21 protein-coding genes are annotated in these 17,335 nt (G+C 41.1%); 13 read left to right on the top strand and 8 right to left on the bottom strand.

Features of this window, described 5'->3' with window-relative positions:
• The first annotated feature begins 10 nt into the window (after positions 1-10).
• A complete protein-coding gene (locus ACJJIR_RS01325) occupies positions 11-802 on the top strand; it encodes a hypothetical protein (protein ID WP_444907039.1) in 792 nt (263 codons plus the stop codon).
• A 511-nt stretch (positions 803-1,313) separates the two neighbouring features.
• Here ACJJIR_RS01325 and ACJJIR_RS01320 read toward each other — a convergent pair.
• Positions 1,314-2,255: an IS110 family RNA-guided transposase gene (locus ACJJIR_RS01320; protein WP_444907038.1), complete on the bottom strand. Its 942-nt coding sequence runs from the start codon at positions 2,253-2,255 to the stop codon at positions 1,314-1,316.
• A gap of 398 nt (positions 2,256-2,653) precedes the next feature.
• On the opposite strand from ACJJIR_RS01320, the gene ACJJIR_RS01315 reads away from it, so the two are divergent.
• Positions 2,654-3,703, top strand: coding sequence for an ankyrin repeat domain-containing protein (locus ACJJIR_RS01315; RefSeq protein WP_444907037.1), 1,050 nt, complete (start codon positions 2,654-2,656; stop codon positions 3,701-3,703).
• 37 nt (positions 3,704-3,740) lie between these two features.
• Here the strand turns inward: ACJJIR_RS01315 and ACJJIR_RS01310 are convergent, their stop codons facing one another.
• Positions 3,741-4,682 (bottom strand): IS110 family RNA-guided transposase, encoded by a 942-nt coding sequence (locus ACJJIR_RS01310; protein ID WP_444907036.1) that lies wholly within the window; start codon positions 4,680-4,682, stop codon positions 3,741-3,743.
• 376 nt (positions 4,683-5,058) lie between these two features.
• Here ACJJIR_RS01310 and ACJJIR_RS01305 point away from each other — a divergent pair, with 376 nt between their 5' ends.
• From ACJJIR_RS01305 to ACJJIR_RS01295, 3 genes are all read left to right on the top strand, one after another.
• Complete coding sequence (locus tag ACJJIR_RS01305; protein ID WP_444907035.1) at positions 5,059-5,229, top strand: DUF6500 family protein; 171 nt, start codon at positions 5,059-5,061, stop codon at positions 5,227-5,229.
• Between the two features lie 281 nt (positions 5,230-5,510).
• The gene (locus tag ACJJIR_RS01300) at positions 5,511-6,311 is read left to right on the top strand and encodes an MBL fold metallo-hydrolase (protein WP_444907034.1); all 801 of its coding nucleotides are present in this window, start codon (positions 5,511-5,513) and stop codon (positions 6,309-6,311) included.
• A gap of 93 nt (positions 6,312-6,404) precedes the next feature.
• A complete protein-coding gene (locus ACJJIR_RS01295) occupies positions 6,405-6,767 on the top strand; it encodes a hypothetical protein (RefSeq protein WP_444907033.1) in 363 nt (120 codons plus the stop codon).
• Between the two features lie 93 nt (positions 6,768-6,860).
• Here the strand turns inward: ACJJIR_RS01295 and csrA are convergent, their stop codons facing one another.
• Positions 6,861-7,049, bottom strand: a complete 189-nt coding sequence (gene csrA, locus ACJJIR_RS01290; RefSeq protein WP_444907032.1) for a carbon storage regulator CsrA — start codon at positions 7,047-7,049, stop codon at positions 6,861-6,863.
• 1,099 nt (positions 7,050-8,148) lie between these two features.
• Between csrA and ACJJIR_RS01285 the strand changes: the two genes are divergently transcribed.
• The 8 genes from ACJJIR_RS01285 to ACJJIR_RS01250 all read left to right on the top strand — a co-directional run bounded on the left by ACJJIR_RS01285 (position 8,149) and on the right by ACJJIR_RS01250 (position 13,164).
• On the top strand, positions 8,149-8,592 hold the full coding sequence (locus ACJJIR_RS01285) for a hypothetical protein (RefSeq protein WP_444907031.1): 444 nt from the start codon (positions 8,149-8,151) through the stop codon (positions 8,590-8,592).
• A 2-nt stretch (positions 8,593-8,594) separates the two neighbouring features.
• The gene (locus ACJJIR_RS01280) at positions 8,595-8,759 is read left to right on the top strand and encodes a hypothetical protein (protein WP_444907030.1); all 165 of its coding nucleotides are present in this window, start codon (positions 8,595-8,597) and stop codon (positions 8,757-8,759) included.
• Between the two features lie 88 nt (positions 8,760-8,847).
• The gene (locus ACJJIR_RS01275) at positions 8,848-9,261 is read left to right on the top strand and encodes a hypothetical protein (protein ID WP_444907029.1); all 414 of its coding nucleotides are present in this window, start codon (positions 8,848-8,850) and stop codon (positions 9,259-9,261) included.
• 39 nt (positions 9,262-9,300) lie between these two features.
• A complete protein-coding gene (locus ACJJIR_RS01270) occupies positions 9,301-10,263 on the top strand; it encodes an alpha/beta hydrolase (protein WP_444907028.1) in 963 nt (320 codons plus the stop codon).
• Between the two features lie 60 nt (positions 10,264-10,323).
• Positions 10,324-11,061, top strand: coding sequence for a DUF1963 domain-containing protein (locus ACJJIR_RS01265; RefSeq protein WP_444907027.1), 738 nt, complete (start codon positions 10,324-10,326; stop codon positions 11,059-11,061).
• Positions 11,062-11,710: 649 nt separating this feature from the next.
• The gene (locus ACJJIR_RS01260; RefSeq protein ID WP_444907026.1) at positions 11,711-11,869 is read left to right on the top strand and encodes a hypothetical protein; all 159 of its coding nucleotides are present in this window, start codon (positions 11,711-11,713) and stop codon (positions 11,867-11,869) included.
• 72 nt (positions 11,870-11,941) lie between these two features.
• On the top strand, positions 11,942-12,334 hold the full coding sequence (locus tag ACJJIR_RS01255) for a DUF7674 family protein (RefSeq protein ID WP_444907025.1): 393 nt from the start codon (positions 11,942-11,944) through the stop codon (positions 12,332-12,334).
• A gap of 170 nt (positions 12,335-12,504) precedes the next feature.
• On the top strand, positions 12,505-13,164 hold the full coding sequence (locus ACJJIR_RS01250; protein WP_444907024.1) for a hypothetical protein: 660 nt from the start codon (positions 12,505-12,507) through the stop codon (positions 13,162-13,164).
• Between the two features lie 665 nt (positions 13,165-13,829).
• On the opposite strand, the gene ACJJIR_RS01245 is transcribed toward ACJJIR_RS01250, so the two are convergent.
• The 5 genes from ACJJIR_RS01245 to gcvT all read right to left on the bottom strand — a co-directional run bounded on the left by ACJJIR_RS01245 (position 13,830) and on the right by gcvT (position 17,171).
• The gene (locus tag ACJJIR_RS01245; RefSeq protein WP_444907023.1) at positions 13,830-14,297 is read right to left on the bottom strand and encodes a hypothetical protein; all 468 of its coding nucleotides are present in this window, start codon (positions 14,295-14,297) and stop codon (positions 13,830-13,832) included.
• Complete coding sequence (locus ACJJIR_RS01240) at positions 14,291-14,767, bottom strand: type II toxin-antitoxin system YafO family toxin (RefSeq protein ID WP_444907022.1); 477 nt, start codon at positions 14,765-14,767, stop codon at positions 14,291-14,293. Before ACJJIR_RS01240 ends, ACJJIR_RS01245 begins: the two co-directional genes overlap by 7 nt.
• Positions 14,768-14,783: 16 nt before the next feature.
• Complete coding sequence (locus tag ACJJIR_RS01235; RefSeq protein ID WP_444907021.1) at positions 14,784-14,930, bottom strand: hypothetical protein; 147 nt, start codon at positions 14,928-14,930, stop codon at positions 14,784-14,786.
• 699 nt (positions 14,931-15,629) lie between these two features.
• Positions 15,630-16,016, bottom strand: coding sequence for a glycine cleavage system protein GcvH (gene gcvH, locus ACJJIR_RS01230; protein ID WP_282930945.1), 387 nt, complete (start codon positions 16,014-16,016; stop codon positions 15,630-15,632).
• A 66-nt stretch (positions 16,017-16,082) separates the two neighbouring features.
• Positions 16,083-17,171 (bottom strand): glycine cleavage system aminomethyltransferase GcvT, encoded by a 1,089-nt coding sequence (gene gcvT / locus ACJJIR_RS01225; protein WP_444907020.1) that lies wholly within the window; start codon positions 17,169-17,171, stop codon positions 16,083-16,085.
• Positions 17,172-17,335 lie beyond the last annotated feature (164 nt).

Genomic DNA, 17,335 nt, shown 5'->3' with positions numbered 1-17,335 from the left:
TAGGAAAAATATGCCGTCTGAGTTAAAGAAGCTCGCAAAGAGAAACAAAGCTTTAAAGCAACTAGAAGATATTTCTAACAAAGAAGAACACGTTTTAATCATTCACTACTCCTGTGAGAGCTTTTATGATCGCCCAGAAGGGCAAACGCTTCGGGTAACTTCTATTGCGGTAAGAAATTACGCTAGTGGCCAAACTTCTTCATTCTCTATCCATAAAGTCGCGGAACTAAAAGGTGTGGCATTTGGCGACATTGACGCAGAGTATGATCGGCTTGAAAAAGAAATGCTTAAAGAGTTCTATCAGTTCATGTCTCAACACAAGACTTATGACTGGGTTCACTGGAATATGCGCGATATCAATTATGGCTTCCCGGCCTTGGAACATAGGTTTAAGGTTCTCAAAGGAAAGCCCGAGGAACTAGATGAAAGCCGAAAGTTTGATTTGGCTAGGGCATTGGTCGCTATATTTGGTAACAAGTATATTGGGCATCCTCGCTTAATTAAATTAATGGAGATAAATCACATAACTGCCCGAGATCTGCTTGATGGGCCTGGTGAAGCAGAAGCATTTGAAACCAAAGAGTTTGTAAAACTCCATCAGTCAACGCTTAGAAAGGTAGATGTTTTAGCCAATATACTTGGCCGTCTTATAGATGGAAGCCTAAAAACAAATGCTACGTGGCGAGACAGGCATGGCGTTCATCCAAAAATTATCCTTGAATTTATAGCAAAGCATTGGGTGTTTGCATTAGTTACAGGAATTATCGGGGTTTCTTCAGCAGTCTATGGTTTCTTCTTCTAGCAATGCGCTGCAAAGGGACGGCTTACTTTGTGCATTTTATGCGCAGTCGCTTCGCTCCATTGTAGCGCATAAAATACACAAAGCGCGGCGTTAAGTGTAAGAGCAAGTTATGGCACGTAGATACAAAAGAAAGTCAGCAGCGAGCTCTATATTGAAGGACACTGCGAGCATCGGAGCTCGTTTACCCTCGTGGGGCGCATTACTTTTGGGCTGTGTTTCATTCGTAGTCTTCTACTTTCTATTTCCAGCATGGCTGGAAGCAAAGCTAAACGGCTTAGAACAGAATCGGTTTCACCAAATCCTAGAAGTCGTATTCGGCCGTCGAGTCCACTGGTTTCAGTGGCTTGGCATCGCCTGCGGAATAGTCGGTGTCTACTTTTGCTTTCGTAACTATCTCGCAAACAGTTACGCAAGCAATGGTGAGCAAGGTATTGTAAGCTCCCTGGCAAGGGTGCTTGGCCGTAACATCGAGTAACCACTTAACAAGTGACTATGGTTGTTCGTCAAGTTATTAAGCCATACTTTCATCCCAGTAGGTGTTATTTTTCACCATCGTATTCAGTATCGTAATCTGCTTTCTCATGCAGGCAATCAGAGCGACCTTTTTAGGTTTGCCAGCGTCGACTAATCGCTTGTACATCGGCTTTAGCTTGGGATGATGCTGTATGGCCGACATGATGGAAACAAACAAAACTGTTCGTACACGATGCCTTCCACCCCGAATATATCTCTTTCCCTGGAAGCTGCCGCTATCACGGTTCATCGGGGCGATACCGACAAGTGCAGCGATTTCTTTACGGTTCAATTTTCCTAGCTCGGGAAGTTCACTCATCAACGTATAAGCCAATACATTTCCGACCCCTTTAGCACTCAACAATAAGTCGCGCCTTTGCCGCCACTCAGACACACTGTTAACCAGTTTATCTAGTTGCTTGTCGATACCTTGTAGCTCTTTCTTGATGGTGTTTAGAATGGTCCGTATAGGTTTGTGTACTGATTTCGGCATTCTCTGAAGCCGATTCTTTTGCATTGTACTCATCTCTAAACACTGACTTCTTACCGCCAGTAAGTCACTGACCTCTCTAAGCTTTTCTGGCTTTAGCACCGACAGCCTTGGGTTCATGGCCTCACCAAAATGTGCAATATCTATTGCATCTAGCTTGTCAGTTTTGGCGAGGCGCCCTGTGGATTTAGCGAAGCTTCTTATCTGTGAAGGGTTGCAAACAACAACAGGTAACCCTGCTTTATCAGCGGCGCAAACAAACTCTAATTCGAGTCTTCCTGTAGACTCTATTAATACTCTTTGAGGTTTAAGAGGTTTTAATTGTTTAATGGCATCCTTAATGCCATTTTTATCATTGGCAACACTAAAGAATTGGCCAGTAGGTCTCACATAAATATCGAGTTGTTTACTGCTGGTATCGATACCGACATTGATCTCTTGAGGTTCCATAAGATAAGCTATCTCCGCCTTGCTATTCGGGCTCGAGGCCCACATGACTATCCGAGTTATGCCTAGTGAGTGCTTATCACGTTCATACTTGTTATCGGTCTTTTACGAACCGGCCAGGCAGCGAACTGTGATAAACAAGGCCTTCGGTGGCCGCCGAAGGTGGGTCTCAATTTACCCGTTAGTGAAAAGGATTTTCAACATCAGAATCGGGCAAGAACAACCATACAAGCACAGGCAGTAAAGCTCCGGCCCTTCGGGCCTCCGCGGGACGTCTTACCTTATGCACGTTTTGCGCGGTCGCTGCGCTCCTATTTTCGCGCAAAACGCGCATAAGGTAAGCCGCTCCTGCTGTGGGCGTTAAGTAAAAAAATATCCACCGGGGAGTAGAGAGATCAAGGATGCCAAAGAAAAGAAAAACACTACCTAAGGATTTCGATGAACTTATCAAATCAAATGATATTGCTACGCTAAAAGCCATCTTCAATAAATGTGAAATTGATGCCTATGGTGGGTATGGGAAACAATCAGCTCTTGGCTTTAATGACTGCCCCGATGAGCTATCGGAGTGGCTTGTAGGTAATGGTGCTGACATACACTTCTTAAATACTTATGGCGATACCCCGCTTCACCTAAGAGCTAGTTCTAGATATCCAAATCTGGATATGCTGATAAAGCTTGGTGCAGATGTAAATTATAGAAATAAAAGTGGGAATACTCCGCTACATAGCGCTACAGCTTATCAAAAACCGGAAAATGCAGAAATCCTCCTTGCAGCGGGCTCTGATATTAATGCGGTTAACTCATCTGGGTTGAATCCGCTGGAATATGGTTTACAGCGTTGCAACAATATCGATATTCCTCGCATGTGTGAATTGATAGAGGTATTCCTTAAACGTGGCGCGGAAATAACGCCTAGAATGCTTGAGTTTGTTAAAGCCATTGGAGAGAGATTCGAGTTCCATAGGGATAGCTTCAACAAAGATCGCGTAGATGAATATAGTAATGCCTTAACGAAGTTATACTCCTTATTCCACGTTACTCCGGTACAAGCCCGCATAGTTCATGATGGAAAATCTACTATTGAACTTACAGGAAACACTTGGGAACAGAATTACGATAACTTGTGGGACTATCTAATCCCGTCCAAAGGGCCAGCATTGACCGTGCAGGGTGAAGTTATCCGTATTGCAGGCCGGGTAGCAGATGAACTGTTAAGAAACGGCGGTGGAAATTGGGATGGAGCTTATCGTCAGATGTGCAATGCCTACATTAAGCATATTTCATCACATAACTCACTAGAAGAAGACGAGATATCTATTCTAAAAGAGTTGATATCTGACATTGATATATTAATAGATGAAACGAGTCAGCTTCAAAAATATGCTGTTAAATGGGTTTCAGAAAACATAAATCCAATTAAGCTGGGGAAACCTAGTTATGATCGTTGAGTCACTTAACAAGTGACTATGGTTGTTCGTCAAGTTATTAAGCCATACTTTCATCCCAGTAGGTGTTATTTTTCACCATCGTATTCAGTATCGTAATCTGCTTTCTCATGCAGGCAATCAGAGCGACCTTTTTAGGTTTGCCAGCGTCGACTAATCGCTTGTACATCGGCTTTAGTTTGGGATGATGCTGTATGGCCGACATGATGGAAACAAACAAAACCGTTCGTACACGATGCCTTCCACCCCGAATATATCTCTTTCCCTGGAAGCTGCCGCTATCACGGTTCATCGGGGCGATACCGACAAGTGCAGCGATTTCTTTACGGTTCAATTTTCCTAGCTCGGGAAGTTCACTCATCAACGTATAAGCCAATACATTTCCGACCCCTTTAGCACTCAACAATAAGTCGCGCCTTTGCTGCCACTCAGACACACTGTTAACCAGTTTATCTAGTTGCTTGTCGATACCTTGTAGCTCTTTCTTGATGGTGTTTAGAATGGTCCGTATAGGTTTGTGTACTGATTTCGGCATTCTCTGAAGCCGATTCTTTTGCATTGTACTCATCTCTAAACACTGACTTCTTACCGCCAGTAAGTCACTGATCTCCCTAAGCTTTTCTGGCTTTAGCACCGACAGCCTTGGCTTCATGGCCTCACCAAAATGTGCAATATCTATTGCATCTAGCTTGTCAGTTTTGGCGAGGCGCCCTGTGGATTTAGCGAAGCTTCTTATCTGTGAAGGGTTGCAAACAACAACAGGTAATCCTGCTTTATCAGCGGCGCAAACAAACTCTAATTCAAGTCTTCCTGTAGACTCTATTAATACTCTTTGAGGTTTAAGAGGTTGTAATTGTTTAATGGCATCCTTAATGCCATTTTTATCATTGGCAACACTAAAGAATTGGCCAGTAGGTCTCACATAAATATCGAGTTGTTTACTGCTGGTATCGATACCGACATTGATCTCTTGAGGTTCCATAAGATAAGCTATCTCCGCCTTGCTATTCGGGCTCGAGGCCCACATGACTATCCGAGTTATGCCTAGTGAGTGCTTATCGCGTTCATACTTGTTATCGGTCTTTTACGAACCGGCCAGGCAGCGAACTGTGATAAACAAGGCCTTCGGTGGCCGCCGAAGGTGGGTCTCAATTTACCCGTTAGCGAAAAGGATTTTCAACATCAGAATCGATCAAGAACAACCATACAAGGCCAAGCAGCATCGCCAGCCAAGCTGGCTGGAAACCTTCCCCCGTTGAGTAGACGCCTACCATTTTGAATGGAGTAAGAGAAAATAAGGAAAAAATTTGATGAGGACAGAGCTTAGAAAAAAGATCATTGATATTTGTAATTAAAAGATGGAAAAGAAAGGCAGCAACGTAGGTGTATCTTTCTATGCATTTTTTAAAAACAAGAATGATCAACCAGAAATTCTAATGGAGGCTGCGAGATGGTGGATAGAAACACACCAACTTGATCACTTTGAAAAGGCAGAAAAAATCAAGTCTATGATCAAGGCTGGTGTTTAACATGGTGATTTCCGTACAAAGTCTCCAACGCCATAACAATACTGTCAACGACGCCCTACGGGCTTAACTCCGGCGCTGAAGAACTTCCAGTCTTTACAGTGGGCTTTTAATCACGTTTAGTAGACACCCTGTAAAGTTAGATTTAGCCCTAACACAAAGGTGCATCTAAATTACGTAAGGTAAGCAAAACTTAGGATTCAAAGCTCACGATATATTGATTTTCATGTCTTACGGTGTTTAACATACCGATAAAATTTAACTAAAATGCAAAAGGATTAGCTTTGAATATTTTTAAAATTTTGCTTTCAATAATATTCATACTCATCAGCACCACTGCTTCATCAAGCATAGTTAAGATGAAAATATCTGAACAACTATATATCTTAAGTGGAAAGGAATATGGCACTAATATCGGTTTAATAGCTGCAGAAAATGGCTTGATATTAATTGATCCGATGCCGGGAGATAATCACCTGACCGAATTAGACCAAGTAATTCAGTCGATCTACAATAAGCCTATCATTTTTATCTTAAATACACATGCACACTCTGATCACACTGGAGGCAATAAGTATTTTGAAAATAAAGGTGGAAAGCTAATAGAGGGTGACATTCCCCTGAAAGGGTTTACTCATATTAAAGTTGAGTCTCATTCATCGATTGACAATATATTTTATCATAAGGAAAGTAACGCAATATTTGTTGGTGATATTTTCGATACTAGCTGGCATCCTACATTTTATGCTGGTGGAGTTAAAGGCTTCAGCAGCGCAGTTGATACTATTTTAAATATGGGTGATGATCAAAGCTTAATCATACCCGGGCATGGTGTTACTGCCAATAAATCATCTCTAATTGAATTTAGAGAAAATACTTTTTCATGGATAAATAGAGTTCGAGAACTTTATCATAAAGAATCAGATCTAGAGAAAATAATGGCGGATACACAATTAAAGAGTATTTTACAGAAATTCAACGCGAGCGATAAAGCCACATTTATACCTGAAAAGGCTTACAAAAGATTCATAGAGAGAACAATCTCCGTGATAGATAATGAAGAGAGTTTGCAACAAGCTCATTGATAGGGTGAGCTTTAGCACCCATCTTTTGTTATTATTCTTCTGAGGAAGAACCCTTCACTGTAAAACTTGTTAACTACAGGAGCCTACGCTCTATTGAAAGTCTTGGTATTTGATTTAAAGAAACTATTGATTTTTACCATCACACTCCTACTTGCACTTGCTGCATATTACCTTACTTTTACAGCTTTCTATGAGTCATGGTTCCCTTATTATGAGGAATATCTTTCGTACTTCTTTTTAGCTGGACTAGCAATAGTTGTATTATTACCATTCGCCATTGCAGCCACTTCAGGCCAAAAGAATGGCCTGGGTTATCTTTCTAAGTACGCCAATTCAGCAACGAAGGTTCATTTAGCTGTAGTTATCTTATCTATGTTAATTTTTGCTTATATGATGTCCAATGGCGTTTTACTAGATGAGGCAGGTATTTATCAAGTGGTACCATCAAGTGAATAGACGTAACTAGCAACGGCACCTGGCACCAAGACCGCGGTTCTGCTAAGGTTTTGATGCCGATGCTTTGGATGCTCCACAATTAGGACCAAGCTCTCAACAGTTTCTATTCCCCTGCACCCTTCTCTTCTGGACACGTTTGTAAATTTCTTCACGGTGAACTGGAAGTGATCTGGGAGCTTGTATTCCTATCTTTACCTGATTTCCCTTAACTTCCAATACTGTGATTGAGACATTGGCTCCGATCCTTAGGTTTTCACCAGTTCTGCGCTTTAAGATCAACATATTTCTATTCTCTGCTTTTCAAGCCATGGGTAGACTTTTTATTGATGGACGGCGAGAAACAAATCTGTTGAAGAATGCAGGGGGAGCGCGAGAACGATAGGCATAGAAGAAGAAAAGGCGGACGCGACGCTGCCAGAGCTTGGGGAGTCTCTCCAAGCCGCTGGATGTACTCCAATTTATTGGAGACGAGCGGGTTTCTAGCGTATGATCCATACAGCCATTTTGATAGTTAAGGTATCAATTTGGTTAGCTGGCCCCAGGTGTTCCCGCACCTTGGGTCAGCGCCTTTTACTTACTCTTACGTCACGCTACCGTTCTCCTTTGAGAGGGTGGATCTTTTATAAAAATCTTATTCTATTGAGTTTCTTGGTTATAGGCCTTCAAAAAGTGTCCTATTTACGACCAAAATACCAATAAATGTCCATCGATTTTACGCAGATTTGACACTGAAACAAACTTAATAAATTTCAATAAGATCATTTTTGTGCCTATTTTTTAGGTTATCGCTTTGGAAAATATCGGAGTATGTAGAAAATAGCCAATTAGATTTGCAATCTTTAATAGTCCTTATATTAGAACCTCAAGGCACTTGATAATAAAAAATAGCTACGTGAACGAACTCCTCATTTCAAAAGAATAAGGCTAAGTATCTTGCAAATATTGGATATAATGCCGTGGATTTTATGTGGCTTACCCATTGGTATTGGCACTCTGATTTTCCGCCAGGAATTTAGGGGAGACATCCTGCATGATCGTACCTATTTACAAGTTCAGTGCCCCTGAAAACTCATTAATTACTCTTCTTGAGCCGTCTGTTTTGGCTGAGTGCTAATTATCATACATTCTGATATTTTAAATACTGCAGCAAGCATCCTAACTAATTGATTTATAACGATTTTCCCTCACTCTAAAAGAGGGCTCAAGGCGAATATACTGTACACGTGATATGGCCACTGGAAAATTCTTCAATCGATACTGGTTAGTATATTAGTGGGTATCTTTCTCTGATTTGAGTCGTTTTCCATTCTCTGGGCATGCTGATAAGTGATATGATTTCGTCCACTTTCTAATAAACGAATAGACCAGCCAAGGAGAGAAAATGGTCAGTCAGAGAATTAATTATTTGCAGGTAGCAGGGATACTCACAGTATTGGCTGCTTTAGTTCATATCGGGTGTATAGTATTTGGTGGTGATTGGTATCGGTTTCTTGGTGCTGGCGAGCATATGGCTCAACTAGCTGAAAGTGGCCACCCCTATCCAACTATTGTAACTAGCGTAATTTCAGCCGTTCTGCTGCTTTGGGCTAGCTACGCTTTTTCTGGGGCGGGTTTAATTGTTAGGTTACCGCTGATTCGGCTTGCTCTGATACTAATCTCAACGATATTTTTGGCTCGTGCGCTGGGTTTTTATTTCATAATGCCAGCCTTTCCAGATAATTCGCTAACTTTCTGGCTAACCAGCTCAGGCATATGTTTAATTCTCGGCTTAACCTATTCGCTTGGTTTAATACAGAGGTGGAACCTAATTAGCGGAAAGGCCTAACAATGGGTGTATTACTAGAAAATTTCATTCGTGAAGAACTCTACGAGCGCTTGATTGGGCGTATTGAAGCCACTATTGAAGAATCTAAGATTAACCCATCGATAGCTATTAAAGAGTTTAATGGAAATTTTTATGACCTGTATTTAATTTTGAAAAGTCAGAAGTAAGTGTAAATAGTGTCTTAGATGCTAGTTCAACCGGCACTGAGAACTTGTCAATAGATGTATTTTTATTAGCAATAGGGTCCAATCTCAATTGCCACGTAAATTTGTAAAACTCAAATTTCTAGTTCTTGTGGTATGTACCGCTTTAATTATAAATTGTGGTGAAAGCGCGTGCACAGCACAATCTGACAAAGTGGTCGCAGCAAAGAGTTTGACTAATGAACAGTTAGCATCTCTTTATCATTCGGCACTAGAGCTTATGGATAACTCTGAAAATATAGTACTTAAAGGCGATCAGATTGCGGCTGTATTTACAGATACAATTAATCCAACTCTTATTCGGGTAAGGTCGAAATCTATCTGGCTGTATCTAGAGACATGTAGCTTTGACAATAAAGTGGTTATCTTTATTAATACTCCATCTATTCTCGGTAGGGGTAATATCACAATAAGGTGGGGAGAAGGCCCAACCACACAATCTATTGAGCTTTGGCATCAGGTGTAACAGGTAAAAGCATTATCTTTCCCTCTATCATTAAAGATTATGATTAAGAAATTGATATTAGTATTTGTGAGCAGCATAGCTATTGGCTTTTCCACAGTAGTTACAGAATATATTGAGCGATCTAATAGCTTTGATTTTAAAGAGATTGTTTCTTTCGACACTATTGAAACTTATGAATTTAAAAACAACAGGCATTGCTCTATAGAGCATAAAGTATGCACAAATTACCTTCTAGGGGACCCACTTGAAAACAAGAAACTTCGTTATACGGTTTCCCTGGAATCATTTAGCGGTGCGGAAAGCACTGTTAGTTTAGACATTTTAAAAAGCTCACTACCTGAATTACATTCAGGAACAGTTGTTCTTATACATGGTTTTAGGGCATCTAAAGAGTTTATGCTGAATTCGGCTCTGTACTTCAGAATGTTAGGCTTTAGAGTTATAGTCCCTGACTTATTAGGGCATGGTGAGTCTGATGAGGATAAAGAATACGGTGTTGGTGATAGTAAATTAGTTAACGAAATTATCAATAAATATGAAACTAAAACCCTGTATATTGTTGGTAACTCTATGGGTGGTACAACTGCAATGCACATTTCTACTTTAAGAAATGACATTGATGGAATAATACTACAAGCTCCAATGCTTCGATTTGATGAGGCAGTTTTAAATTATACTAAAGCTAACTTTCCGAGTATGACAATGCTTTTCTCAGAGAAAAGCATCAAGCAAGGAGCGTTAGATAGTTTAGTTAGAGCCGATATCACCCTTGAACAGACGGACATTAAGCCAATTATTAGATCTTCTAGTGTACCTATAATTATTTTTGCATCATCTTCAGACCCTATTGCTCCATACAGAAGCTATAGCAATCTAGCATCGAATGGTGTTTCAATTGTAAAAGTTGACGACCGAAACCATCCAAGTATGTCAATAATTGGTAACAATGAAAGTCGGGAGTTAATTCACTGGTTTGGTAAGCTAACACACAAATCCAAGTGATGCTTACAATCTGACTGACTTATTAATAAGATTCTTATAACTTGCATGAGGTATTAAATTTTGTCTGAAATTGATTGGGAGAAATATTGGGAAGAGTTAAAAAGCAAACTCAGCCCCTATAGAAAAATCGCGTGGGAACCTCAAACACAAGAGCAAGTGACTGAAATATCAGATTCTAAATTTTGTGGAATGCCACTACTTACAGCAGAAGGCTGGCCTGAGTGTGGAAATTGCAATGAACCTATGCAGCTCTTTGTACAATTGAATTCTAAAGATCTCCCAGAGGCTTCAAATACCCCTTTTGGAGATGGAATATTACAAGTTTTCTATTGTGCTAACGAAAATTCAAGCTGCGAGGCTGACTGTGATACGTGGGCTGCAAATTCAAAAGCTACACTATTAAGGATATTGCCACTAAATACTCCGGCTCAAACAGAAGTTACATTAATCCCTTCTTCAGATTATCCAGAATTAAAAATAACTGGTTGGGAAGAGTTAGAAGACTACCCAGATACATTTGAGCTCGAGGAGTTAGGTGTAGAGCTATCAGAAGACGAAGAAGATTTTCTATGCGAAGACGAAGCTCCATTCTCAGGTGAAAAGTTACTGGGGTGGCCGCATTGGGTGCAGGGAATTGAATATCAATCCTGCAAGATATGTAATAAACAAATGCAGTTTATCTTTCAAATAGACTCCTCAGGAAATATTCCTTATATGTTTGGAGATTCTGGATGCGCACATATTTCACAGTGCACAGAACATAAGGAACAATTAGCAATGGCATGGGCTTGCTGTTAATAATGGAATTAATACGATGCCCTTTATACAAAGCTATTTACAAAATATTATTATAACCTTACTGGAAAGACCAGAATGCTTTATACAAAATTGAACAAGAAAGCTATAGCCTGGGGCTTGATTAGTTTCAGTATTCTTTGGGTCATGCTGACTCTGATGATAAATTTTCTAGACGTTCCACTTAGCGCTACAGGGGCACTCCTAGTTTTATCGTCCATTCTCTCAGGCATAGTGGTGGTAAAACGTAGCCCTCAGGCTCCTTTCATTAGCACTGTAATCTCTGGCGGAATTGCCGGGTTACTTCTACCTATCTTAACTTTTCCATTTTTTGGTGTGAGTCTGTGGAGCCTGCTTTATTCTTTAGTAGTAACTACAGGGGGATTTGTGATTGGCACTACTCTTTGGCAGGGCGCCTCTTTTTTTGTAAAGCTACGCAACTAAGCTTCCTCTTTACTGGGGAATAGCACATAAAATAAGTTTGTCCCAAGACAATTGAAAATTTAGGTAAGTAATGAAAACTGATGTCGCAGAAAAAACTGCTTTGATAGTTCAGCAATCAAGCATGATTATGGATTCACACTTGTACTATCTCAAAGAAGTTTTAGATGAAAAATAATTTATAAGTATATGTAAAAAATTCGGAAAGGTAATGAGAGAAGCTCATTTGCAAATACTTGATCCAATATGGAAAGTCCACCCTGAGCTATTAGCTCAAGAACTGGGTGAAGAATACAAAATTGATAAAAATATGTATTTAGAGCTTCAATCGCTTGTTAAAAAATATGCATACAATGACTCGGAGTCCTAATTTGAAAAACCGTACACAAGCCACTCTGAACTCCCAGTAGACTATTTGCCGTTTATCACTACGCTATGCCAAATGGATCATATGACTCCACATGAATTTATCAATAGTCTTTTAGAAGCCTGCCCTGATATCGACTCGGAATGGCAGGAGCACCTTGATTTTTGGGACGGTGATATTCCTGGATTCTATAATGACATAAGCGTAATCGTTCATTACGTACTTTCAAAATATAGAAATAATGACTTTCAGGATCTTGAAAATGTTGCCTTAGTTGTTGACCTTGGTCTTAACTCAGGGAATCCAGAAACATCGGAGCTTGCATTAATTGGGTTTCTAGAAGGTATATTATTCGTCGGATCACATGAAAATCTATCTCCCATAAATCATAAGCACTGGTTGCGTGAACGATCCTATTGTGCGCTTGTCAACTTAAGTGAGGCGTTCGAAAGTCTAAATAACAAGTAATGAGCAATACTTACTATACATATTAGGTCTAACGTACCAGTTTCTTGCCAAATGATTTCAAATAATTATCTAGCCCCAGTGATACACTATAAAGGCGCCCATTTGTTTAAAACTCACTAGAAGTTTGTGCGCAATGATGAACCAACGCATATAAAACAAGGAATGAAATCGTGCTAAAAAAGATAGCGCTTCTCGCACTAGCTACAATGATCACTGCCTGTGTTTCACCTATTCCGTTACAGGAGCAGTCCGCAAAAGCGGAGTACACAACTAAAGAGCCTGTTTTAATTTCTGTTATTGATCAGCGCAAACGTGTTCAAGAAGGGAAAGAAAAGAACTTTATTGGTAAAGCCCACGTTTCATTTGGCATCCCGGTTGATTGGCACGTTAATCAGGTGCTTGCAACAGAGCCGGGAGATAAAGAAAAGAATCTGGCTCAGTTTCTACAAAGCCGATTGACACACGGCTTGAATGAAACGGGCTGGAATACCACAGCAGTAGATTTAGATGAAGTGCCGAGTGATGAAGCCATCAAAGCCTTGATGGAAGAAAATAACACCGAAAAAATGATTAGCCTCGTGCTTAACGAGTGGTATTTCAGTGTTAACTTGAACTGGGTTTCAGCATTCAACTTCGACACGAATACTGACATTCTCGTATACAGCCTGGAAGAAGGGAAGTTACTTGCCAAGAATATTGCTGAAAGGGATGTCGTTGATGAGCAGGCTAGTGAATCTCCACAAAACAATATCTTGCGGGCCTATAAAGCTCAGCTAGATCAGATTGTGAATGATGAGGAAGTTCGCAACGCAGTATCGTTTGATCAATAAGCGGAAATTGATTTAGGCGCTTATAAAACAAAAAAGGCTGTGGGGATTATCCACATCCTTTTTTTAATATGCTTTTCAGCACATTCGCTCTATTAGTATTCGGACTCTTAGCGATATGTGTCTGCAACTAGTATATTTCCCAGATCACTTACTTCTGAAATCTTGCCGTAAACCACGTCACATAAAGCATAGTATTAATGATCGCTAATGCCGATACTTGCGATAGTTAACTTTCTCGGGTATATATTTAATTCCAGTTTAGATTGTGCTTATAACAGAGCTAAAAATTAATTAGTGGGAAAGTTTTACAATGTAATCAATAAATCTATTTCTAACCGTGACCCAATTAAAAACTTTGAGCGAATGCTTAAAGACTGTAGATCTAATTAAACTGCCATTAGTAAATGACACTGATTATTATCTAACCAGAAATTTGAACTCAAGCATAGTATAGATTATTTTCATCTTAAATGGAGATCGTTGTAGGCTATATATTCAGTAGCTGGCTTGACATGCCAGTCCTAGAATAGCTCCTTACTCTCGCTTAAAACACGATTTTAATTAACTTTAGGGCCTGTTAAATATAATCTGTCTATTTGCTGGCAAGATATATTCATTAATACACTTTGCCAACAAATAGATTTATAAGCTGCCATTAAAAATACTTATATGTTTCCTCTATTTTTAAAAGGTATATGTTTATCAATGGCTAAAAGTAAATCTTTAACTGTTACGTATCCCTCAACATGAGACATATAGCTAGGCCAGCCACTATCTGGGCACCACTTTATTATATTGTATTCAACAGGAGTTGATACTAGAACATACTGGTCTTTAGGTGGCTCCCCAAAGCTCCAATTAAACCCTTCTACATCACCCTCTTCTAATTTTTTTTCTGGTGCACTTTTTCCTGTAAGCGTCTCCAAAACCTCATACAATCGTATATAGGCTCTGACCGATCCAGCATAACTATCATCTGACGGGCTCCAGTACAGCCCTTCCGTAGGGTCACTGGAAAGAAACGAGATGTCATAAACCATTGCATTAGGGTACTCCACTGCAACAGCATAATATCCACCAGAGGACTCCGGCTTGCCTTTTTGCCATTTTGCTGTTTCTGAACTTATCACCATACTTTAACCTCCTCACCATCATCAATCATTGACTCGAATTCTTCAATCCACTCAATAAACTGATCCTTTTTTTGTCGGGAAAAGCTGTGGCCATTTTCATCAAAATCAAAAATTCCAATGTAGTCTTCATTGCTCCAGTGGGTGCAATATACCAAAAAGCAGTTGCTTGTCCATCGCTCTTGACGATTAAAATTGAACCTTTTTGAAGCTTGTTTGTGATCAGCTGATCCATTTTCAAGGATGTGGGCGTGAAATACACCATCATCTTTTAGATCCATTGGAGGCCTATCGTAGGGAACATCCTTACCAATTAAATATTTAGCATTGATATAGGCCACACCATTATTATACGCAAGCTCACCTTTTTTATATCTTATAAAATCTTTTATTAAATTTTCTAGCTCTGGAATATACTCCATTTTTCTTTGTATATTTTCCAGCATCCATACTTTTTTAGTTGTTTTACTCACAATAAAAATCCTTTTCTCAAATTACGGTCATAGCCCACCTTCTCTTTGTTTTTTGCTTTTCCTCAGAATGAGTCTTCTTAAAGGCATCAGCTACTTTTTTCACATTTTCCGATGTAGGATTAAACAGAGGTGGAGTTTTTGTTGAGGAAGGTTTTTTTTCCATTTTGTCACCTTTATAATTTCAAACGAACCAACCGTTAGTGCTTGATAACTCTTCAATTGGCTATAACGTTAGGCATTAATAATACGATTCATGGCGCACCCAGATGAATGCAAGTTGATAAATGTATCTGGTTAATATTATTTTCATCAAATAATACGCTAGATTGAATAATGTTATCATTTTGCACCAGATAAAATGCGGTATGTTATAGAGTGTAATCACATTTGGAAAAGAAAATAGAAGGTTAACTTGGCAAACTGCCGCTAAATAAATTTATTTCATTAATGCAATACTACAGATTTTTATTTTGTTTCTGATACAGTCAGGGCTAAACACATAAAAGAGCTCGGAAACTCATTTATATGAAAACAGTGTCACCCTCACTCACAGAAAAAGCACTGTCAAATTTTTGTGTTTTGACTCCGTATAATTTTTATTTTCCTTAATATTGGATAGATTTTTTTAACAAGGATAAGTTCTTTAGAGTAAGGGGCCAGGCTTTAATGCTTTGGCTGATAGGGCACTCTATACAAAAGTAATTACGGGTACAGAATAGGCTGGAAAAGGAAAACCCTGTCAATTGGTAGATATAAACAGTAGAAATTAAATTCTCTAACTAGAAAAACTCATGACAAACAAAAAGGCTGTGGGGATTACCCACAGCCTTTTTTTAATATACTTTTCAGCACATTCGCTCTATTAGTCTTCAGACTCTGAGCGATATGTGTCTGCATCCAGCATATTGTCCAGCTCGCTCACGTCGGAGGGCTTGATGCGGAAGAACCAGCCATCGTCGTAAGGAGAGGAGTTTACAGTTTCCGGAGCTTCTTCCAGAGCTTCATTGACAGCAACAACTTCACCGGAAACCGGGGAGTAGATATCGCTGGCAGCTTTAACGGATTCAACTACACCTGCCTCGTCACCAGCAGCCAGGTTGGTGCCCACTTCTGGAGTCTCAACGTAAACCACATCACCCAGGGCATCTTGAGCGTGATCGCTGATGCCGATGGTTACGGTGCCGTCCTCTTCCAGGCGTGCCCACTCGTGGCTGGAGAGGTATTTCAATTCATTGCGGATTTCGCTCATGCTGTTATCCCTTGATTAAGCATCTAAGTTTATTGTCTTAGTGACGCGTACACCTCTGGGCGACGCTTAAATAACTGACTTGCCGTTGCGTACGAAGCAGGGCTTAACCACCTTGACTGGCTGCAGTTTCTTACGGATTTCCACCTGTGCGGTATCACCAACACTCACCGGAACTCGTGCTAAGGCGATAGAGTAACCCAGTGTGGGGGAGAAAGTGCCGCTGGTAATGATACCCCGGTCATCACTATCGTCTACCACTACCGGTTGACCTGCGCGCAATACACCGCGCTCTTCAAGCACCAGGCCTACAAGCTTGTGCTTAACGCCATCGGCTTTTTCCTGCTCCAGAACACCACGGCCGATAAAGTTGCGGCTCTCCGGTGCCCAGGCAACCGTCCAGGCCATGTTGGCAACCAACGGAGAGGTCTCATCGTCCATCTCATGCCCGTACAGGTTCATACCCGCTTCCAGGCGCAGGGTGTCGCGTGCACCCAGTCCACATGGAGAAACGCCCGCTTCGGCCAAGGCGCGCCAGAAACCACTGGCGTCTTCACCCGGCAACATAATTTCCAGGCCATCTTCACCGGTGTAACCGGTGCGCGCTACGAACCAGCCACCCCGGGCAACGCTTTGGAAAACTTTCAGTGCATCAATCGCGGAAGTCCAATCAATGCCCAAAACCTCTTTAGTTTTCTCGATGGCATTGGGGCCCTGGATAGCGACCATCGCTACATCCGGGCACTCTGTCAGGGTCACATCGAAGGACTCTGCCTGCTTGCGCATCCACGCCAGATCTTTCTCGCGAGTTGCACAGTTAACAACCACTCGGTAGCCGGGATCGCGCAGGTAGACGATCAGGTCGTCAATCACACCGCCTCTGTCATTGAGCATGCCGGTGTAAAGGGCCTTACCCGGGTTGCCATCCAGCTTGGCCACATCATTGGCCAGCAGGTAGCGCAGGTAGTCGCGGGCCTGGGCGCCATCTACGTCGACCACGGTCATATGGGAGACATCGAACATCCCCGCATCGGTGCGCACCTTGTTGTGCTCATCCAGCTGCGAACCGTAGTGCAGCGGCATGTCCCATCCACCGAAATCCACCATTTTGCCGCCCATAGCGACATGCGTGTCATACAGAGGAGTTCTATTTCCCATTTTTAAAATCTCAGTCCGTCAGGTTCCGAAGCGGCGTATTCTAGCGGCTTGGGCACCGGCCTTGCCAGCGGGGCAGGCGCGGCAATATATATGCTCTGCAAGCCTAGCAGGCATTGGTAGTAAAACCTGTCCAGGTTCACAGAGGCCGTCAAAGATTCCGCTGG

It is taken from the genome of Microbulbifer maximicatervae (SeqCode) (assembly GCF_052467385.1).
Note: the sequence above shows the minus strand (reverse complement) of the source record. Positions and strands in the feature narration are given on the sequence as shown.